Source organism: Corynebacterium jeikeium (assembly GCA_003955985.1).
GTDB lineage: Bacteria > Actinomycetota > Actinomycetes > Mycobacteriales > Mycobacteriaceae > Corynebacterium > Corynebacterium jeikeium_D.
Map to the genome: position 1 here is coordinate 1,422,283 of CP033784.1, position 18,298 is coordinate 1,440,580.

Here is an 18,298-nt window from a genome sequence, read left to right on the forward strand (position 1 = left end):
TGTGAATTCCATTCACCTGTCATAAACCTAGTCAGTAACTTTTACTGGCACCGTTACCGCCGACGGCGGCACCCCGCGAAAGCTAACATCGCCGCGAGAGCCACCGCCATCCGCAGCTTTTACTCAGCGCCACCATCGCCGACAGCACCCGGCCAACCGGGGTACTCCGGGGTGACCCCGCCATAGGCAGGGCACAGCTCCTGGAAAGAACACCATCCGCAGAGTTTGGACTTCTTCGGCACAAAGTCACCGTTTTCACCGTCGCGCACGATCGCCGACCACAAGTCGGCAATCTCCGCTTGGAAGGCCTCTAATTCCGCCGAGGTGGGGCTGAGCACCAGGTCATCGGCAACCTTCAGGTACATCAACCGCAGCTGTTCCGGGATACGACCGGTGAGCCGCCACCACACCAGCGCGTAAAACCGCATCTGGAAGAGCGCCTCATCCTGGAAGCGAGGAGAGGGCTTCTTGCCCGTCTTGTAGTCGACAATCCGGACCTCACCGGTCGGGGCAATATCGACGCGGTCGATAAAACCACGAAGTGGCACTGACAATGGCACAGTCTGATCCGCATCCGGATCGATAACCAGCTGAACGAACTTTTCCATCTCGGCCGCATCGAAGCCCATGGGGTTTTCCATCATGAAATACCCCTTGAGCAGGCCGCGGCATTCGACCAGGAAGTCGTAGTAATCATCCTCCGGAACTAGCTCAATCAGTTCCTCGTCCTTTGCACGCATGTCCTCCCAGGTCGGCTTCAGCCGTTTCACCGCTGCGGGGTAAGTGCGTTCTTCACGGGGCCAGGCATGCATCTGTTCGAGCACAGCATGCACCAACGTGCCCTTGACCTGCGCGACAGTCGACGGCTCCGGAATCTTGTCAATCGCACGGAACCGGTACTTCAGCGGGCACTGGCGGTAGTCATTAGCTCTCGACGGCGACAGCGCCAACTTAGAGCGGCGGGAAGGTTGAACTGCTGACTTAGAACTTTGGGCATTGTCGGGCATACTAGCCAGGTTAGAGTACCGCCCGGATTTGGCTGCACCCGACATGACCCGACCCAACCAAACCCCAAAAGGAGCCCACACACCTATGGCATTGAGCGGACCATTCCAAGTCGGCGACCGAGTCCAGCTGACTGACTCGAAGAATCGCCACTTCACCGTCATCCTCGAGGAGGGTGGCAAGTTCTTCACTCACCGCGGCACCATCCTCCACGACGACCTCATCGGCGCCAAGGAAGGCACCACCGTCACCTCCAGCGAAGGCACCGTCTACCTGGCCATGCGTCACTTGCTGGTCGATTACGTCCTGTCCATGCCGCGCGGTGCTGCGGTGATTTACCCGAAGGATGCTGCACAGATCATCGTCGAGGGCGACATCTTCCCAGGTGCGCGCGTGTTGGAGGCCGGCGCTGGCTCCGGCGCGCTCAGCCTCAACCTGCTCCGCGCCATCGGCGCTGACGGGCAGCTTATTTCCTACGAGGTCCGCGAGGACCACATCGAGCACGCGGAACGCAACGTTGTCGACTTCATGGGTCACAAGCCCGACAACTGGGACTTGCGCCTGGGCGATCTCAACGAGGCCTCCATCGAGTCGCTCGGCGGCCCGGTCGACCGCGTCATTCTGGACATGCTCGCTCCGTGGGAATGCCTGGATACCGTCTCGAAGGTGCTTCAGCCTGGCGGCGTGCTCATGGTCTATGTCGCCACTGTTCCGCAGCTAATGAAAGTCATGGAGGGCATCCGCGCGCAGAAGTGCTTCACCGAACCACGCGCCTGGGAATCCCTGGTCCGCGACTGGAATGTTCAGGATCTCTCCGTCCGCCCGGCGCACCGTATGCAGGCGCATACCGCATTCCTGGTGTGGGCACGCAGGCTTGCCGACGGCACGGTGCCTCCGCGCCCACAGCGACGAAATCAAAAGAAGCTCTAGACCCGCCGCTTCGCGCTGGGAGGTGTAGCCGTCGTAAAGCGTGATGCGACACACGGTCTAAATCGACCAAGCAACAACGGCATCTGGCCCTATGGGTAATCTGGGATACATGACAACGCCGTCTGACAAAATCCGTGATCTTGAGCAGAAGAACTACAACCTCGGCATTCGTAATAATCGCCTGGTTGAGCTGTTGCGGGACTCCCGTAACAAGCTAGAGCTACTGCGCCAAGACATGGAGGACATGCTGGAGCCGCCTAGCACGTACGGTATTTTCCTTAAGCCGGGGCCGGAGAAAGGCACCGCAGAGGTTTTTACCGGAAATCGACGGATGCGCCTGCGGGTGCAGCCGGAGATTAATGAGCGGGCGCTTCGGCCGGGTGCGCAGGTGCGTCTGAATGAGGGCTCGATAATCGTGGAGGACTGCGGTTATCCGGAAAGCGGCGACATCGCCAATGTTCGTGAGGTGCTGCCGGATCGGGAGCGCATTTTGGCCTCGGATACTCACGGTGAGGAATTCGTGGTGTCTCTGGCGGGGGATTTGTCGCCGAAGCCGGGGGACTCGGTGATGATTGACCGCAAGTCGGGCTATGCGTTTGAGGTCATTCCGAAGTCCGAGGTGGAAAACCTGGTGCTGGAAGAGGTACCGGATGTCACCTACACGGATATCGGTGGTTTGGACAGTCAGATTGAGCAGATTCACGATGCCGTGGAGATGCCGTTCCTGCAGCCAGAACTGTTTGAACAGTACAACCTGCGTCCGCCGAAGGGTGTGCTGCTCTACGGCCCTCCCGGCAATGGTAAGACGCTGATTGCCAAGGCTGTGGCTAATTCGTTGGCACGCAAGATTGCGCTATCCCGAGGCAAGAGCGAGGCGGAGGCGCAGCGGGCGCAATCGTACTTCTTGAATGTCAAGGGCCCGGAGCTGCTGAACAAGTTCGTGGGTGAGACCGAGCGTCAGATTCGCCTGATTTTTGACCGCGCTCGCGACATTGCCGAGGATGGCAAGCCGGTAATTGTCTTCTTCGATGAGATGGACTCGATTTTCCGCACTCGTGGTTCGGGCATCTCCTCGGATATGGAAAACACAGTGGTCCCGCAGCTGCTCAGTGAACTTGACGGTGTGGAGGGGCTGGAAAACGTCATCGTGATTGGTGCCACCAACCGCGAGGAGATGATTGACCCGGCAATTCTGCGCCCAGGACGCTTGGATGTGAAAATCCGCATTGAGCGCCCGAATGAGGCTGCGGCGAAGGATATCTTCCGCAAGTACTTGACTCCAGAGCTGCCGTATAAAGCAGCCGAGGTGGAAGCGCGCGGTGGGGTGGAGCAGAATGTCGCACACCTCATTGACCAGGTTGTTGAGCGGATGTACGCCAAGACGGAAGAAAACGAGTACGTGCGGATTCGCTATGCCGATGGCACCAGCGAAGTTATGTACTACCGCGATTTCAACTCCGGCGCGATGATTTCCAACATCGTCGACCGTGCGAAGAAGTCCGCCATCAAGTCGGTTATCGCTGGCGGCGAGGCTGGTATTAGCTTGGATCACCTGCTGTCTGCAGTGGCGGAGGAGTTCGCGCAGAACGAGGACCTGCCAAACACCTCGAACCCGGATGAGTGGGCTCGCATCTCCGGTCGTCCAGCGGCGCGCGTTGCCTCGGTCGAGGTGATTCGCCATGGCTAAATCCGCCGCCAGTTCTGCACAGTCGAACCGCTTCTTCGGCACGGAGATTGAGTACGGCATTTCCAGCCCGGACAACCCGGATGTCAGCCCAATTCTCACCTCCACGCAGGCCGTGCTCGCTTTCGCGCATGAGCAGGAGGAGGGCCTGTCGGGGCGCATCCGCTGGGATTACGCACCAGAGTCGCCACTGCGCGACAGCCGTGGTTTCGACCTGCGCCGTTACCACCAGCCACCGATTGTTGACCCGAATGCCGTCGGCGCTGCAAACCTGCTGGTGCAAAATGGTGCCCGTTTCTACGTCGATCACGCGCACCCGGAGTACTCCTCACCGGAGACGGCAACCGCCCGCGAGGCGGTTATCGCTGACCGCGCAGGTGACAAGATTATGCTGCGCGCAGCTCAGCTTGCCGCCGAAGCCACCGATGCTGAGGGCAATCCAGGCCCGATGCTGAAGCTCTACCGCAACAATGTCGATGGCAAGGGCGCCTCGTATGGCGCCCACGAGAACTACCTTTTCTCCCGAGAAACCGAGTTCGATGACATCGTCGCCGGTCTGACGCCGTTTTTCGTCACCCGCCAGGTGTTCACGGGCGCTGGTCGCGTAGGTCTGGGGCAGACGGGGCAGGAGTCGGGTTTCCAGATTTCGCAGCGCGCGGACTACATCGAGACTGAGGTCTCGCTGGAGACCACTTTGAACCGCGGCATCATCAACACCCGCGATGAACCACACGCAGACTCCGATCGCTTCCGCCGCCTGCACGTCATCATCGGTGATGCCAACATGAGCGAGGTCGCCACCTTCCTCAAGCTGGGCACCACAGGTTTGGTCATCGACGCCATCGAGGACGGCGTGCGTTTCGACGACCTGCAGCTCCGCAACCCCGTCGAGGCCGTCCATAAGGTCTCCCGAGACTTGACTTGCACCGAGAAGCTGCAGCTGGCAGACCATGTCACGTGGATGTCCGCAGTGGAAATGCAGTACGAGTACCTGCGTCGCGTGGAGAGCTACGACCAGCAGGGCGACGTCGTCAAGCTCTGGCGTGAAGTGCTCGACGTGCTTTCCGACGACCCCCGCAAGGCAGCCCATCTGCTGGATTGGGTGGCGAAATACAACCTCATGGAGGGCCTGCGTACCCGCCTGGGCGCGGGCTGGGACCACCCGAAGTTGGCGTTGATTGATATTCAGTACTCGGATATTGACCCTGCTCGTGGGCTGTACCATGCGCTGGTGCGCCGCGGTTCGATGCGCACACTCGTGACCGAGGAAGAAGTCGACCGAGCGGTTGAATACGCACCGGAGTCTACGCGTGCGTATGTACGCGGTGGCATTCTGCGCCGCTTTGGCAAGGATGTCGTCGCGGGCAGTTGGACCAGCTTGGTGGTGGACACCGCGGGGGTGTATCGGAGCACTCGTGACGTGGAGTCGCCTGGAATTACGCTGGCCTACATTACGCTGGATGAAGTTGACCGTTTCACTGCCGCAGAATGCGGTGACGTGTTGGAGTCTGCGGAGACAGTGGCCAAGGTGGTTGAGCATCTGCGTACTCTCGGGGCTATCCGCGAACAATAGGCACACATAGTGCAGTAATAGAGCAGTAATACTCAAAAGTTCATTTTTAAGGAGCAATATCATGGCTGGTAACACTCAGGTTTTCGGCGGCGGTTCCGGCGGAGGCGACGAGGAAGAGTTCGGCGAGGTCGCTGGCGGCGGTCAGGCTCAGGAGCACGTTGCAGCTGCTGACGACCTGCTGGATGAAATTGATGGTCTGCTGGAGAACAACGCCGAGGAGTTCGTGCGTTCGTATGTCCAGAAGGGTGGCCAGTAAAAAGTGACTGACCAGCAGGTAGGGCAGCAGGAGCCGGAAGCAACGCCGACACCGGTACCGGCACAGGCGTTGACCCGACGCATCACCGGTATTGAGACCGAGTTCGGCATCACTCTGACGCTGGATGGCTCGCGCCGTCTGGGACCGGATGAGATTGCCCGCTACATGTTCCGCCCGGTGATCGCTAAGTACGGGGCAACCAACATTTTCACCCCCAATGCTGGTCGTATGTACCTCGATGTCGGAAGCCACCCGGAGTACGCTACCGCTGAGTGCGATTCGGTCTCGCAGCTGGTAGCGTACGACCGCTCGGGCGAGGTCATCTTGAATGAACTCGCTGAAAAGGCTGAAGCAGAGCTTGCCGACGAGGGCATCGGTGGCAAGGTCTACCTGCTGAAGAACAACGTTGATACCGTCGGTAACTCCTACGGTTGTCACGAAAACTACCTGGTTGGACGTGAACTGGGACTGAAGTCCCTGTCCAAGCTGCTGCTACCTTTCTTGGTTACGCGACAGCTCATCTGTGGCGCGGGGAAGATTTTCCTGCCGTACCCAACCTCGCCGTATCACAACGATCCGATTCAGTACTGCTTCTCGCAGCGCGCGGATCATGTGTGGGAGGGCGTCTCCAGTGCAACGACGCGCTCCCGGCCGATTATTAACACTCGCGATGAGCCACACGCGGACTCCAACCGATTCCGCCGCTTGCACGTCATCGTGGGCGACTCCAACATGAGTGAGACGACGACTGCGCTCAAAATTGGCTCCACTCAGCTGGTACTGGAGATGATTGAAGCCGGCGTGAAGTTGCCGGACTTCGAAGTCGCCAACGAAATCAAGTCCATCCGTGCGGTGAGCCGCGATATGACCGGCAAGGCCGAGATTCCACTGCGCAGTGGCGAAACTGCCACCGCACTGCAGATTCAACGCGAGTTCCTGGACGCTGCGACGGAGTGGCTGAAGGTCCGCGAAGAAAACATGGTCAATGAAGACAAGGGCATTGCCGGGGCCGGCACGTCCAACGAGGAAATGGGCCGCATCGTCGAGCTGTGGGGTCGCGCGCTGGATGCCGTGGAAACCGGTGACTGGTCTCTCATTGAGCACGACATTGACTGGGCCATTAAGTACTCGCTCATGAAACGCTACCTGGATCGCGGTCTAACGCTGGAGGACCCCAAGCTTCATCAAATCGACTTGGCCTACCACGACATCCGTCCCGGCCGAGGCATCTTCCGTGCGCTGGAAGCCCGTGGCATTGCCTCGCGGTGGATCACCGATGAGCAGGTCGCTGAGGCAGTCCGCATCGCACCGCCAACTACTCGTGCGAAGCTGCGCGGTGATTTCCTCGTTGCAGCTGAAGACTCCAGTTTGAAGACCGTAGTGGACTGGACACACCTGAAGATTTCCGGTGACGATCCCATCTCCACTATGCTCGGCGACCCCTTTGCCACGGAAAACGATGAGGTCAATGAGATGATCGAGATTCTGACGGCCGCGAAGAAGACCTCGGATACGGATTCGAATAACTAGTTCCGTCCCCGGAAACTGCCCCAGGAAAAGGAGCCCCACAGTCGTGTCTGTCTCACCGGTATCGGAAAACCCCGGATCCGCTGCGATCAGTGAGAACCAACGTCAGGTTCAGCTGCTGTTGGCGCTTGCCGACGACACCGGGTGGGTCAGCGAGTCGTGGATCTCCAAACATGTCGAGGGTTACTCCCGTGTTTCCGAGGATTCCCGGGCTCGTTATTTACGTGCGGACACCGCGGCACTCCTGGCAGCCGGGGTCCCGGTGGAGGTTTCGTCGTCAAGCGCGGGCGATAAGGTCAAACGTCTGCGCCTGAACAGACTACGGTGGCCCCAGCACGACCCCGAGTTCACTGAAGCGGAGGCTTCGGTGGTTTTCCAGGCGGCGAATGCGGCGTTTGGTTCGGAGGAGCTGAGCTCGACGGCTGTGGCGGCGTGGCGGAAGCTCGCATCGTTTGCGCAGCGCAGCGCCATTGCGAAGCCGGATGAGTCGGTGGTGGTGGCCGATGCGGTGGATATGAGTCGAGTGGATTTCAGCACACTGCTGACCGCGATGACCTCGCCGCGCCGGACAGTGGAGATGTGGTACTCCCGCCAGTACGGCGTGGATGATGAACTGCGCATGCTGGAGCCGTGGGGTCTGATTAACCTGCGCGGGCGCTTTTATGTGTTGGGCTTTGATCCGCAGCGTGAGGCCGCGCGTATGTTCCGGCTCAGCCGTATCCGCGATGTGTCGGATACAGGGACGTCGGCGACCCAGCCAATGCCCGATGGTGACTTGCAACAGATTGCGGAAAACATGTTGCACCGCGGTGGCAAGACCTATCAGGCGGTTGTTCGTATCGCTCCGAATACCTGCGCTGATGTGGTGATGAAAGCGACCGCGTTGGGGGATGGGCGCTACGAGCTGCCAGCGGCACCTGTGAGTGAGATTGTGTCCACAGGTTTGAGTTACGCACCGGATTTGATTGTGGAATCACCTGAAGAGGCACGGTCGGAGATTATTGCTCGGTTGGAGCAGGTACTCGCTCGCCATGGCGGATCGAATGGTGCGAAGAACGCTTTGGAGGGCAACTAATGACAGTGCATGCAGCCCGGGAACTTGACGCGAATGTCAGTGTCGACGAGTTGTTGGCGGTCGTACCGTACTTTTCGCAGCACCGTTCAATGACAGAGGCCGCTACCGAGCTGGCCATACCTTTTGCCCGAATTCGGGCAATCGTGGAGCAGATTGCCGACATCGACCAGCCGGGACTCCTCGGAGTGCGGGCTTTTGAAGTTGATTACCGCAACAGCTTTGATGTCCGCATTCGGCCTCAGGCAACGGTGCTCAGCCAGCCACGTGCGCTCACAGCCGAAGAAACCGCGACCTTGCTGCTCATCCTGGAAACCATCGAGGACTCCGCAGCCACCACTTCCTCCGAGGCCGCGCAGACGGCCGCGACAAAACTACGCAGTGCTCTGGGAATAAACGTCCCCATCATTGACTCGACCGCTGCGGAAAATGGCAAGGCCTTTTCCTTTTCTGAGCAGATTTATTCCGCGCTGCATCAGCGCAAGGTGTTGAAGGTGCGCTACCGGAATGCCTCAGGGCAGATTACAGTCCGTGAGCTTGACTGTGTCAACGTTTATACAGTTGAATCCACGACGTACCTCCGCGCTGTGGACCGTGCGCAGGAAGACCGTCGCCAGAAGAGCTTCCGCGTCGACCGCCTGGAGGCCGCCGAGGTCCTCGACACTCCCGCCGGTTTCCACCGCCCCGAGCCTTTCGATATCCGTGATCCCCACGCCTTTGGTGCGGAAACGGGAACGTCCGAATGGGCAAGTGTGCTTATCGACGCCGACGCCACCTGGATCGCAGACTATGAACCGGTCTTCTTTACCGAAGATGAGGGAGAAGAAGAGGATACCGAACTGGTCTCTGACCAAGGCTTAGGGCAGTCGGAATATGTCGCTGACGTGCCGATGTCCGACTTGGCCGCAACAGTCTCCTTTGTGCTCCGCCGTTCACCGAGCGTAACGGTCGCTGAGCCCTTAAAATTGAAAAACGCCGTTGTTGCGCGAGCCCGCGAAGCTTTGGCAGAGTATGGTCGAAACGACAAGGCTTAAATCAAAGCTTTAATCGCGCACGATGTGGCAACTTGCCACTTGTATTTGTATTCATTCGAAAGGTCTCTAAGCGGATGCCGAACCTAGGTCCCTGGGAAATCATCATTATCCTGGTCGTTCTTGTCTTGCTCTTTGGTGCAAAGAAGTTGCCGGATGCCGCACGTTCGCTCGGCCGCTCCATGCGTATCTTCAAGTCCGAAGTCAAGGAAATGCGCAACGATGACGAGCACCAGGAGCAGGCTGCAATTCAGCAGGCTCCGCAAGCCCAGCCACAGCAGCCGTACCAGCCGCAGCAGCAGTACCAGCAGCCGGCACCGCAGGCTCAGCCGCAGCAGCCGTACCAGCCGCAGCCTGGCCAGAACAACCCTGGCCAGCCGCAGCAGTAGTAGAAGGCCGGTTGAAGCGTGACTTCAGCTACATCCACATCACGTCCTCGGAAGCGCCAGCGTAGGCGCAATCCCGAGGGCGTGATGACTATTGTCGAGCACATTCAAGAGCTCCGGCGTCGCCTCGTTCTCGCCCTCGCTGGTATTGCCGTTGGCACTGTTGTGGGCTTTATCTGGTATCAGACAGCCTTTACCATTGGTCAGTTCCGCATACCGCTTACCTCGGTCAATGTTGGCCCTGTGCACTTTAAGTCCCTGGGTGAGTTGCTCAAGGATCCGTACTGTCAGCTTCCACCCGAGATGCGTCTCGGCGGCGGTGAGGGCGCGGAGTGTCGTCTGCTGGCGACCAGTCCGTTTGAAATGTTCATGCTGCGTCTGAAGGTCGGTGCGCTGGCCGGTCTGGTGATGTCGTCGCCATGGTGGCTCTACCAGATTTGGGCCTACATCACTCCCGGCTTGGTTCGGAAGGAACGCCGCACCACGCGCAGAGTTGTGACTGCCGCCGCGCTGCTGTTTGTCATGGGTTCCGTCCTGGCCTACTACGTTGTCGCCATCGGTCTGGAGTTCTTGCTCCAGATTGGTGAAGAGACGCAAATTTCTGCACTCACCGGTTCGCAATACTTCGGTTTCCTCTTGGCGCTCATCGTCTGCTTTGGCGTGAGCTTTGAGGTTCCGCTTTTCCTGGTCATGCTGAACATGGCCGGTGTCGTTACCTACGAGAGCATCAAGGACAAGCGCAGCATCATCATTATGTCGCTGTTCATCTTTGCGGCCTTCATGACTCCGGGGCAGGAACCAATATCCATGGTCGCAATGGCAACGGCACTGACGTTGCTGGTGGAAATCGCAATCCAGATTTGTCGTCTCCATGACCGTCGTAAAGCAAATGAGCGACCTGATTGGTTGGACGTCGATGACGAGCAAGGCTCCGGACCCATTACAGCGTCCGGCCCGATTGGCTCCGCCGGCGGTATCGGTGACGTGGGCGGCATTGACGCCCCGACTTCAGTAAGTGCGCCGACGTCGATTCAGCCGGGCGGCATGCCGACGGCATCAGCGGCCCCGACGACCTCTCCGGTCTCTGGTCCCACGCCAGTGAACGCGCCGACGCCGACGCGGGCATCCCAGATGCGTCCTACTCGCAATTCGCGTCCACCACGGCCACAGGGCATGATTCCGGAGACTCCGATGCCGACGCAGGACTTGCGAAATCGTCCGACGAGCGACTTTGATGATGTTCTCTAGCGCGGTTTATGACACTCTAGAGGCATGACTCTTCTCGGCGATTTCGTCAGCCAACAGGATTTCGATCTTGACGACTTTCAGCTCCGCGCCTGCCAATCAATTGAGGCAGGGCGGGGCGTTGTCGTCTGTGCACCCACCGGCGCGGGCAAGACTATTGTTGGCGAATTCGCTATTTATGCAGCTCTTGAGCGTGGCGGCAAGTGCTTTTACACCACACCTATCAAGGCGTTGAGCAACCAGAAGTACCACGACCTAGTCGAGGACTACGGCGAAGACCGCGTGGGCCTGCTCACTGGCGACACTTCGATTAACGGCGACGCGGACATCGTGGTGATGACCACCGAGGTGCTGCGCAATATGATTTACGCGAACTCGCCGACGCTGAAGAAGCTCACGCATGTGGTGATGGATGAGATTCACTACCTCGCTGACCGCGAGCGCGGCGCTGTGTGGGAAGAGGTTATTTTGAACCTCGACCAATCCGTGGCCGTCATCGGTTTGTCGGCGACGGTGTCCAACTCCGAGGAGTTCGGTCGCTGGCTTTCCACGGTGCGCGGGCACACGGACGTTATTGTCACGGATCTGCGCCCGGTTCCGCTGCATCAGCACATGCTGGTGGGAAACCGGCTCTATCCACTCTTCGAGGCGAAGTCGGACAAGGTCAATCAGGACCTGTTGGAGGCGTGCCGTCGTGCCGAGTTCGGCTACGGCGACGCTGGGGCCAGGGAGCGCTACCAGTACAAAAAGCACAAGGGCGGTGGGCGCTCGTATAGCTGGGGCGATAAGGGGCAGCGCAAGTTCCGTCCGCCGAAGCGCGGCGATGTTATCCGCATGCTCGGCTCCATGAACATGCTGCCCGCGATCGTTTTCATCTTCTCCCGCGCGGGCTGCGAAGGCGCGCTGGCGCAGGTCGGTGCTACGCGCGCAGAGCTCACTGACCGGGATGAGCAGGAGCGCATCGCCAAGATCATCGATGACGGTGTTGCACACATTCCGAAGGAAGACCTGCAGGTTCTCGGTTTCCTGCGCTGGCGCCGCATTCTCATCCGTGGTTTTGCGGCGCACCACGCGGGCATGCTGCCTGCGTTCCGGCACATTGTGGAAGAGCTCTTTAACGAAGGCCTGGTCAAGGTTGTCTTCGCCACCGAGACGCTTGCGCTGGGCATCAACATGCCTGCCCGCACGGTCGTGCTGGAGAAGCTGGTCAAGTTCAACGGCGAAGCACACGTGGATCTCACGCCGGGTCAGTACACGCAGATGACCGGTCGCGCTGGCCGCCGCGGTATCGACACTGTCGGCAACGCAGTGGTGCAGTGGGCCCCGGCAATGGATCCGAAGGCTGTCGCAGGGCTGGCATCTACGCGCACATATCCGCTGATTTCCACCTTCGCGCCGAGCTACAACATGAGCGTCAACCTCCTGCAGACGCTCGGTTACGACGGCTCGAAGCGCGTCATGGAGCGCTCATTCGCCCAGTTCCAGGCGGATGGCGACATCGTCGGAGTTGCCGCCGAACTATCCAAGGCCAAGCAGGAAGCCGCGGCCCTGCGTGCGGAATTGCTCGGCAGGGGAGCCGACGCACACGCTGAAGGGTCGGAGGCTGAAGCGTCGTCGTCAAGCGAGGAAGGCAGTTCGCGTGACGACGAGCGCCTGACCCAGATGCTTGAATACCTGGATCTGCGCGCGAAGCTGACCCAGGAGGAGAAGAACGCCAAGCGCCGCAATATTGAAGACCACCACACAGAAACGGTGACCGCGCTGCGCAGACTCCGTCGAGGCGAGGTTATTCCGCTGCCGAAGGGTAAGAAGGTGCAGCTGGCGGTGGTGTACCGAGAGGACCATTCGAAGTCAAATCCACGTCCCGGTGTCATCAGTGTCGGCGGGTTCGTGGGGCGTGTGGAGCCGCATATCTTCCCAGCGGCGCCGCAGACGGTCGGCGCGATTAAGCTGCCTCGGGATGCGGACCGGCATCCGCGACGTGCGCTCGGAATTGTGCGCGCAGAGATTGGCCGCAAGGGGCTAAAGGGACCAAAGCGGCTGAAGCGTCGCACTGGTGGCAACTCGCCGGCGGTGAGGAAGCTGCGACAGGAGCTGCGCGAGCATCCGCTACATGGCGATCCTGCGGTGGAGACGATGGCTCGTCACGCCGATACGCTACGGCAGGCCGAGGCGCATGTGGCCAAGCTGCAAAAGCGCGTCGATTCCGCCTCGGATACATTGGCGCGCACATTCGACCGCATGCTGCAGTTGCTAACACAAATGGACTACGTGGAATGGCCGGAGAGCGCGGAGCCGACAATTACCGAGGAAGGCCTGCGGCTGGCGCAGATTCACAACGGCTCGGATTTGCTGGTGGCCACGTGTCTGCGCCGCGGTATTTGGGATGATCTGGACCCCGCGGAACTGGCCGGTGCGGTGTCGAGTTTGGTCTTTGAAAACCGCAAGGCCAGTCAAGGCAGTGACGAGGTGCCTACCGAGCCGCTGGCCAAGGCGCTGGGGAACACCTACCGCATCTGGGAGGAACTGTCGGAGGACGAGCGCCGTTACCGGCTGCCGGTAACGGACTTGCCGGATATGGCTTTTGCCACCGCAATTCATCAGTGGACTGCGGGTGCACCGCTGGGGTACTGCCTGCAAGCCGCCGCCGAGAGTGGCGCGGAGCTGACCCCGGGCGACTTTGTCCGCTGGTGCCGTCAGGTCATTGACCTGCTGCAGCAGATCAAGAAGACCGGCTACTCCACGGACATTCGCGACAAGTCCGCCGAGGCTATTCAGGCAATTCGCAGGGGCGTAGTGGCGCTGAACAATTAGTTGCCGGTTACGTTGGTCAGCCGAAGCCTCGCCGCCCCGAGGCCACTCAACCGGCGACGGGCACAGGCCGACGGGTACAGTTGGCAACTATGAGCAACGGTATCTTTAGCTTTGACATCTATCAGCAGCGTCTGGATCGCACTGCGGAGCTACTCCGCAGCCGCGATGCGGACGCTGCAGTCTTTGGAACCGGCGCTGACCTGCAGTATCTCATTGGTTCTGCGGTCACTTCGCATGAGCGTCTCACCGCGCTGGTGGTCACTGCATCCGGCACCACCACACTGGTACTGCCCGCCGTGGAGCGCGGGGACCTGCCACTGTGTGCAATCGGTGATCTCAACGCCGATGTGGTGTTGTGGGAAGACGGCCAGAATCCGCACCGCATTGTCGCCGACTTGGTGGGCCACGTGGGCACCCTCGCAGTGGGAGCCTCTTTGACCGCTGACCACTTGATTCCTATCCAGGATCTCACCGGAGCCAAGACTGTGTTGGCCGGAGACCTTCTGAAGGAACTGTTCATGCGCAAGGACGCCGCTGAGATTGATCAGCTGCGCGAGGCCGGCGCCGCTATTGACCGCGTTCACGCTCGAGTGCCGGGCATGCTGCGCGCAGGTCGCACTGAGCGCGAGGTCGCCGACGAGATCTCGGCTGCCATCCTGGAGGAGGGGCACGTCGCCATTGACTTCGTCATTGTCGGCTCCGCTGAAAATGGCGCGAATCCGCACCACGATTTCTCCGACCGCGTCATCGAGGAAGGCGACGTGGTGGTCGTCGATATCGGAGGCACCTTGCCGCTTGGCTACCACTCCGATTGCACGCGCACCTATGTCGTCGGCAAGCCGGGGGAGAAGGAAGCTGCAGCGTGGGCAGCTCTGCGCAAGGCGCAGGAAGCTGCCGTGGCGGCGGTGCGCCCCGGCGTGACGGCCGCAGAGATCGATGCGATTGCGCGTAATAGCCTCACCGCTGCGGGCTACGGCGAGTACTTCATTCACCGCACTGGTCATGGCATTGGCCTGTCCACGCATGAAGAACCGTTCATTATGGCTGGCAATGAGCTCAAGCTCGAGCCTGGCATGGCGTTTTCGGTGGAGCCGGGCGTGTACCTGCCGGGTGAGTTCGGTATGCGCCTGGAAGACATCATCGTTGTCACCGAAGACGGCGGAGAATCGGTCAATAATGGTCCGCACGATTTAATTACCGTCTAATCAAGGCTTAGAGGAAAGGTATTTTCTAGCGCATGGGACACGTACTCGTTCTTGGTGCCACCAGCGAGATCGGCGGGGAAGTTGCCGCGCGACTGGCCAACCACAACACCTTCACGCTCGCTGCGCGCCGCACTGAGGCGCTCGACGGCATTGCCGGTCGGCTCATCGACTCCGGTGCCGTCGCGGTGCACCGCATCCACTTTGATGCCGATGACATCGCCGCACACCGTCAGTTTGTTGAGCACGCCTGGCAGCACGGTCCCATCGACACGGTGATTGTCGCGTTCGGCATCCTCGGTGATCAACGGAAGTGTGAGGAGTCCGGCGAGGCTGCTGCGGCAGTCATTCATACCGACTTCACAGCACAGGCATCGATTCTCACTGAGATTGTCGCGCGCATGGAGTCCGACATCGCCTCCGGCACGCTGCCTGTGCGCGATAAGGTCGCGGGCCGCATCATGGCCTTTTCCTCTATCGCAGGTGCCCGCGTGCGCCGCGCCAACTACGTCTACGGTTCGGCGAAGGCCGGCCTCGACGGTTTCCTCCAGGGCATGCAGGACCGCCTGCACGGGAGCCATATTCAGCTGACGATTGTCCGGCCGGGCTTCGTCATCGGCCGCATGACCGAAGGCATGAAGCCAGCGCCGATGTCCTCGCGCCCCGCCGAGGTCGCGGAGGCCGCCGTCACTGCTTTCGACGGTCGGAAGCCCCACGTCTGGGTGCCGCGTAAATTGGCATTGCTCGCACGCGCCACACATCTGACTCCGCGCTGGATTTGGCGGAAGATGCCCCGATGAGCCCAAAGCTTCGCGTCGTCGGCATCGGCTGCGACGGGTACCCTGGCCTATCCGCCCGCGCTGTCGAGGCGTTGTCGTCGGCTCGCCGCATCATTGGCTCTCCCCGTCAGCTCCATTTGCTTGCCGACGTCAACCTGGACGCCGACCTCTCACCTTGGCCAGGTGGCTTCTGGAAGGATTGGCGGGCCACCCTGGCAGATATTGACCCCGCAGTCGATGTCATCCTCGCCAGTGGCGATCCCATGTTCCACGGTGTCGGCGTGTCCCTGGTCCGGGAGCTCGGCCGTGGCGCCGTGGAGGTTATTCCAGCGCCATCGTCAGCCTCATTGGCCTGCGCTTACCTCGGCTGGCCCTTGCATGACACTCCGGTGATTTCGCTGGTGACAGGCGAGCCGGGGCTACCTGGTGCCGCGCGTGTCGTACCGGTAGCGGATTCACTACGGCCCTTCCTGGTGCTGTGCCGAAACGCGGACTCAGTGAAAGAGGTCGCTACGGTTTTAGCCGACCGCCCAGACACCAAGCTCACCGCGCTGACCAATCTCGGCGGCACGGAAGCTACAGGGCTGCCGGAGTCCGTTGCCGCAGGCACGGTGGCGAACCCACCAGTTCCAGCTGGCAACCTCACGGTGCTGGCGGTGGAGCCGTCGGGAAGCGCGCGCGGCTGGCTGCGCGACGGTGACTTTGATTCAGATGGCCAGCTGACGAAGGCGCCGATTCGCCAAATGACGGTCGCTGCGTTGGATCCGCGGCCGGGAGCGCTGCTGTGGGATGTCGGCGGTGGCACGGGGTCGATTGGCATTGAGTGGGCTCGGCACGGCGGACGTGCGGAAATTTTCGAGCGCGATGCTGTTCGTGCAGAGCGAATTGCTAAGAATGTGGCGGCTCTGTCTGGCAATGTGACCGTCCACCGCGGAGCGGCACCAGCGGTGTTGGCGGACTCGAATCTTCGCCCAGATGCCATTTTCATCGGCGGAGGTCTCACTGCTGACGGAATGATTGAAACCTGTTGGCAACGCCTTGCCCCGGGAGGCACCATCGTCGCAAACACCGTGACGCTGGAGTCGGAGGCTCTGCTGTGGCAGGCGCGTCGCGACTATGGCGGGGATGTCACCCGGCTTTCCGTGGAGCGCGCAGGTGCAGTCGGCAGTTTCACTGCGTGGCGCCCTACGTTGCCGGTGGTGCAGTGGGTGGCGGAGAAGCCAGTAGAGCCTGCGCTACCATAGACGTAATTTCTCTGTCTAGAAAATATTGAGGACTCTGTAACTCACAATGACTGTGTATTTCATCGGTGCAGGCCCGGGGGCAGCGGATTTGCTGACGCTGCGCGCGGACCGGCTTATTCGTTCCTGCCCAGTGTGCCTTTACGCGGGATCGATTGTCCCGCCTGAGGTGCTGGAACACTGCCCCGAAGGCGCAGAGATCATCAACACCGCGCGAATGCCGCTGGATACCATCATCGAAACCATTCAGGCAGCGCATGCGGCGGGCAAGGATGTCGCACGCCTGCAGTCCGGCGACCCGTCGGTGTGGTCGGCGCTGGCAGAACAGGTCCGTCGTCTCAGCGAGCTCGGCATTGACTACGAAATCGTTCCGGGTGTGCCGGCATTTTCCGCGGCGGCGGCCGCTCTGGGCCACGAGCTCACGGTGCCAACTGTTGGCCAGTCGGTGGTGCTGACTCGTATCTCCGGGCGCGCTTCCAAGATGCCGGAGGGCGAGACCCTGGAGAACTTCGGCCGCACGGGCGCAACTCTGTGCATTCACTTGGCCGCCCACGACATCGATCGTGTGGTCGAGGAGCTCACCCCGCATTATGGTGAGCACGGTCCGGTGGCAGTCGTGGCTTTCGCATCCCGTCCGGAACAGGTTATTCTCCGCGGCACGCTGTCTGATATCGCGCAGCAGGTCAAGGATGCAGGTGTGACTCGTACGGCTGTCATCATTGTCGGCAAGGTGCTCACCGCCGAGGCGTTCCCGGATAGCTACCTCTACAGCGATGATCGTCCACGCGATGAACACGGACGGACCATTCCATGCGTGCACTAATTCTGGGTGGAACTGCTGAAGCCCGCGCCCTGGCCAAGCGCTTAGTGGGCGAGGGCTGGTTTGTCACCTCTTCACTGGCCGGTCGCGTTTCTAACCCGAAGCTGCCCGTCGGCAATGTCCGCATTGGCGGTTTTGGCGGTCCCGCAGGACTGACTCGGTGGCTCATCTCCGATGCCACTGAAGTCATCATCGATGCCACGCATCCGTATGCAGAACAGATCAGCGAATCTGCTGCTGAAGCTGCCCGAGCCACCGGTATTCCGCTTGTTGCGCTGCATCGCCCTGCGTGGGAGAAGCAGCCTGGCGACAACTGGATTGAGGTGTCCTCCATGCAGGAGGCCGCGGACGTTGTTGCCGACCGTTTCTACAGCCCGTTTCTCACTATTGGCCGTCAGCAGCTTGCTCCATTTGCCGGTGATTCCAACGGCCGTTACCTCATTCGCTGTGTGGAACAGCCCGCGCCGCCGCTGCCGAAGAATCGGAAGATTATTCTCAGCCGTGGGCCTTACGATGTCGCAGCGGAGCGCAAGCTCATGCGGGATTACGCCGTGGACTGCGTGGTAACCAAAAACTCCGGTGGTGCTGCTACTTACGCCAAGATTGAGGCAGCCCGCGACCTGAAGAAGCCGGTCGTTATCGTGCAGCGCCCGCAGCTGCCCGGCGCGGATATCGCCACCGTCGCCACAACGGTGGATGAGGCGTACAACGCCGTCATCCGCCGGGCATAGCG

At 60.5% G+C, this 18,298-nt stretch carries 16 protein-coding genes; 15 read left to right on the plus strand and 1 reads right to left on the minus strand.

The genetic code is table 11. From position 1 onward, the window contains the following. Positions 1–119: 119 nt before the first annotated feature. A complete protein-coding gene (locus EGX79_06305) occupies positions 120–1,007 on the minus strand; it encodes a RecB family exonuclease (protein AYX81826.1) in 888 nt (295 codons plus the stop codon). A gap of 85 nt (positions 1,008–1,092) precedes the next feature. Here EGX79_06305 and EGX79_06310 point away from each other — a divergent pair, with 85 nt between their 5' ends. From EGX79_06310 to EGX79_06380, 15 genes are all read left to right on the plus strand, one after another. Continuing rightward, complete coding sequence (locus EGX79_06310) at positions 1,093–1,935, plus strand: tRNA (adenine-N1)-methyltransferase (protein AYX81827.1); 843 nt, start codon at positions 1,093–1,095, stop codon at positions 1,933–1,935. A gap of 109 nt (positions 1,936–2,044) precedes the next feature. Then, a complete protein-coding gene (gene arc, locus EGX79_06315) occupies positions 2,045–3,622 on the plus strand; it encodes a proteasome ATPase (GenBank protein AYX82751.1) in 1,578 nt (525 codons plus the stop codon). After that, positions 3,615–5,192 (plus strand): proteasome accessory factor PafA2, encoded by a 1,578-nt coding sequence (locus tag EGX79_06320; protein AYX81828.1) that lies wholly within the window; start codon positions 3,615–3,617, stop codon positions 5,190–5,192. Before arc ends, EGX79_06320 begins: the two co-directional genes overlap by 8 nt. Positions 5,193–5,253: 61 nt before the next feature. After that, positions 5,254–5,448: a ubiquitin-like protein Pup gene (locus tag EGX79_06325; protein ID AYX81829.1), complete on the plus strand. Its 195-nt coding sequence runs from the start codon at positions 5,254–5,256 to the stop codon at positions 5,446–5,448. 3 nt (positions 5,449–5,451) lie between these two features. Then, the gene (gene pafA / locus EGX79_06330; GenBank protein ID AYX81830.1) at positions 5,452–6,978 is read left to right on the plus strand and encodes a Pup--protein ligase; all 1,527 of its coding nucleotides are present in this window, start codon (positions 5,452–5,454) and stop codon (positions 6,976–6,978) included. A gap of 43 nt (positions 6,979–7,021) precedes the next feature. Continuing rightward, positions 7,022–8,050 carry a WYL domain-containing protein gene (locus EGX79_06335; protein ID AYX81831.1) on the plus strand — a complete coding sequence of 343 codons (1,029 nt, stop codon included), beginning with the start codon at positions 7,022–7,024 and terminating at the stop codon, positions 8,048–8,050. After that, on the plus strand, positions 8,050–9,081 hold the full coding sequence (locus tag EGX79_06340; protein AYX81832.1) for a WYL domain-containing protein: 1,032 nt from the start codon (positions 8,050–8,052) through the stop codon (positions 9,079–9,081). Before EGX79_06335 ends, EGX79_06340 begins: the two co-directional genes overlap by 1 nt. Before the next feature lie 74 nt (positions 9,082–9,155). After that, the gene (locus EGX79_06345; GenBank protein AYX81833.1) at positions 9,156–9,467 is read left to right on the plus strand and encodes a Sec-independent protein translocase subunit TatA; all 312 of its coding nucleotides are present in this window, start codon (positions 9,156–9,158) and stop codon (positions 9,465–9,467) included. Between the two features lie 18 nt (positions 9,468–9,485). After that, a complete protein-coding gene (tatC, locus tag EGX79_06350) occupies positions 9,486–10,712 on the plus strand; it encodes a twin-arginine translocase subunit TatC (GenBank protein AYX81834.1) in 1,227 nt (408 codons plus the stop codon). Between the two features lie 24 nt (positions 10,713–10,736). Next, positions 10,737–13,523, plus strand: a complete 2,787-nt coding sequence (locus tag EGX79_06355) for a DEAD/DEAH box helicase (protein AYX81835.1) — start codon at positions 10,737–10,739, stop codon at positions 13,521–13,523. Between the two features lie 80 nt (positions 13,524–13,603). Beyond that, a complete protein-coding gene (locus EGX79_06360) occupies positions 13,604–14,728 on the plus strand; it encodes an aminopeptidase P family protein (GenBank protein AYX81836.1) in 1,125 nt (374 codons plus the stop codon). A gap of 32 nt (positions 14,729–14,760) precedes the next feature. Beyond that, entirely contained in the window at positions 14,761–15,525 is a 765-nt protein-coding gene (locus EGX79_06365; GenBank protein AYX81837.1) for an SDR family NAD(P)-dependent oxidoreductase, read from the plus strand. Continuing rightward, positions 15,522–16,748, plus strand: a complete 1,227-nt coding sequence (locus EGX79_06370) for a bifunctional cobalt-precorrin-7 (C(5))-methyltransferase/cobalt-precorrin-6B (C(15))-methyltransferase (protein AYX81838.1) — start codon at positions 15,522–15,524, stop codon at positions 16,746–16,748. The genes EGX79_06365 and EGX79_06370 overlap by 4 nt, the downstream gene beginning before the upstream one ends. Positions 16,749–16,794: 46 nt before the next feature. Beyond that, positions 16,795–17,568, plus strand: a complete 774-nt coding sequence (gene cobM / locus EGX79_06375) for a precorrin-4 C(11)-methyltransferase (GenBank protein ID AYX81839.1) — start codon at positions 16,795–16,797, stop codon at positions 17,566–17,568. Then, positions 17,556–18,296 carry a cobalt-precorrin-6A reductase gene (locus EGX79_06380; protein AYX81840.1) on the plus strand — a complete coding sequence of 247 codons (741 nt, stop codon included), beginning with the start codon at positions 17,556–17,558 and terminating at the stop codon, positions 18,294–18,296. The genes cobM and EGX79_06380 overlap by 13 nt, the downstream gene beginning before the upstream one ends. Positions 18,297–18,298 lie beyond the last annotated feature (2 nt).

Coding starts and splice junctions, on each gene's coding strand:
- EGX79_06365 (AYX81837.1), top strand. CDS start 14,761: ATGGGACACGTACTCGTTCTTGGTGCCACCAGCGAGATCGGCGGGGAA.
- EGX79_06305 (AYX81826.1), bottom strand. CDS start 1,007: ATGCCCGACAATGCCCAAAGTTCTAAGTCAGCAGTTCAACCTTCCCGC.
- cobM (AYX81839.1), top strand. CDS start 16,795: ATGACTGTGTATTTCATCGGTGCAGGCCCGGGGGCAGCGGATTTGCTG.
- EGX79_06345 (AYX81833.1), top strand. CDS start 9,156: ATGCCGAACCTAGGTCCCTGGGAAATCATCATTATCCTGGTCGTTCTT.
- EGX79_06355 (AYX81835.1), top strand. CDS start 10,737: ATGACTCTTCTCGGCGATTTCGTCAGCCAACAGGATTTCGATCTTGAC.
- EGX79_06380 (AYX81840.1), top strand. CDS start 17,556: ATGCGTGCACTAATTCTGGGTGGAACTGCTGAAGCCCGCGCCCTGGCC.
- arc (AYX82751.1), top strand. CDS start 2,045: ATGACAACGCCGTCTGACAAAATCCGTGATCTTGAGCAGAAGAACTAC.
- EGX79_06310 (AYX81827.1), top strand. CDS start 1,093: ATGGCATTGAGCGGACCATTCCAAGTCGGCGACCGAGTCCAGCTGACT.
- EGX79_06325 (AYX81829.1), top strand. CDS start 5,254: ATGGCTGGTAACACTCAGGTTTTCGGCGGCGGTTCCGGCGGAGGCGAC.
- EGX79_06370 (AYX81838.1), top strand. CDS start 15,522: ATGAGCCCAAAGCTTCGCGTCGTCGGCATCGGCTGCGACGGGTACCCT.
- EGX79_06340 (AYX81832.1), top strand. CDS start 8,050: ATGACAGTGCATGCAGCCCGGGAACTTGACGCGAATGTCAGTGTCGAC.
- EGX79_06320 (AYX81828.1), top strand. CDS start 3,615: ATGGCTAAATCCGCCGCCAGTTCTGCACAGTCGAACCGCTTCTTCGGC.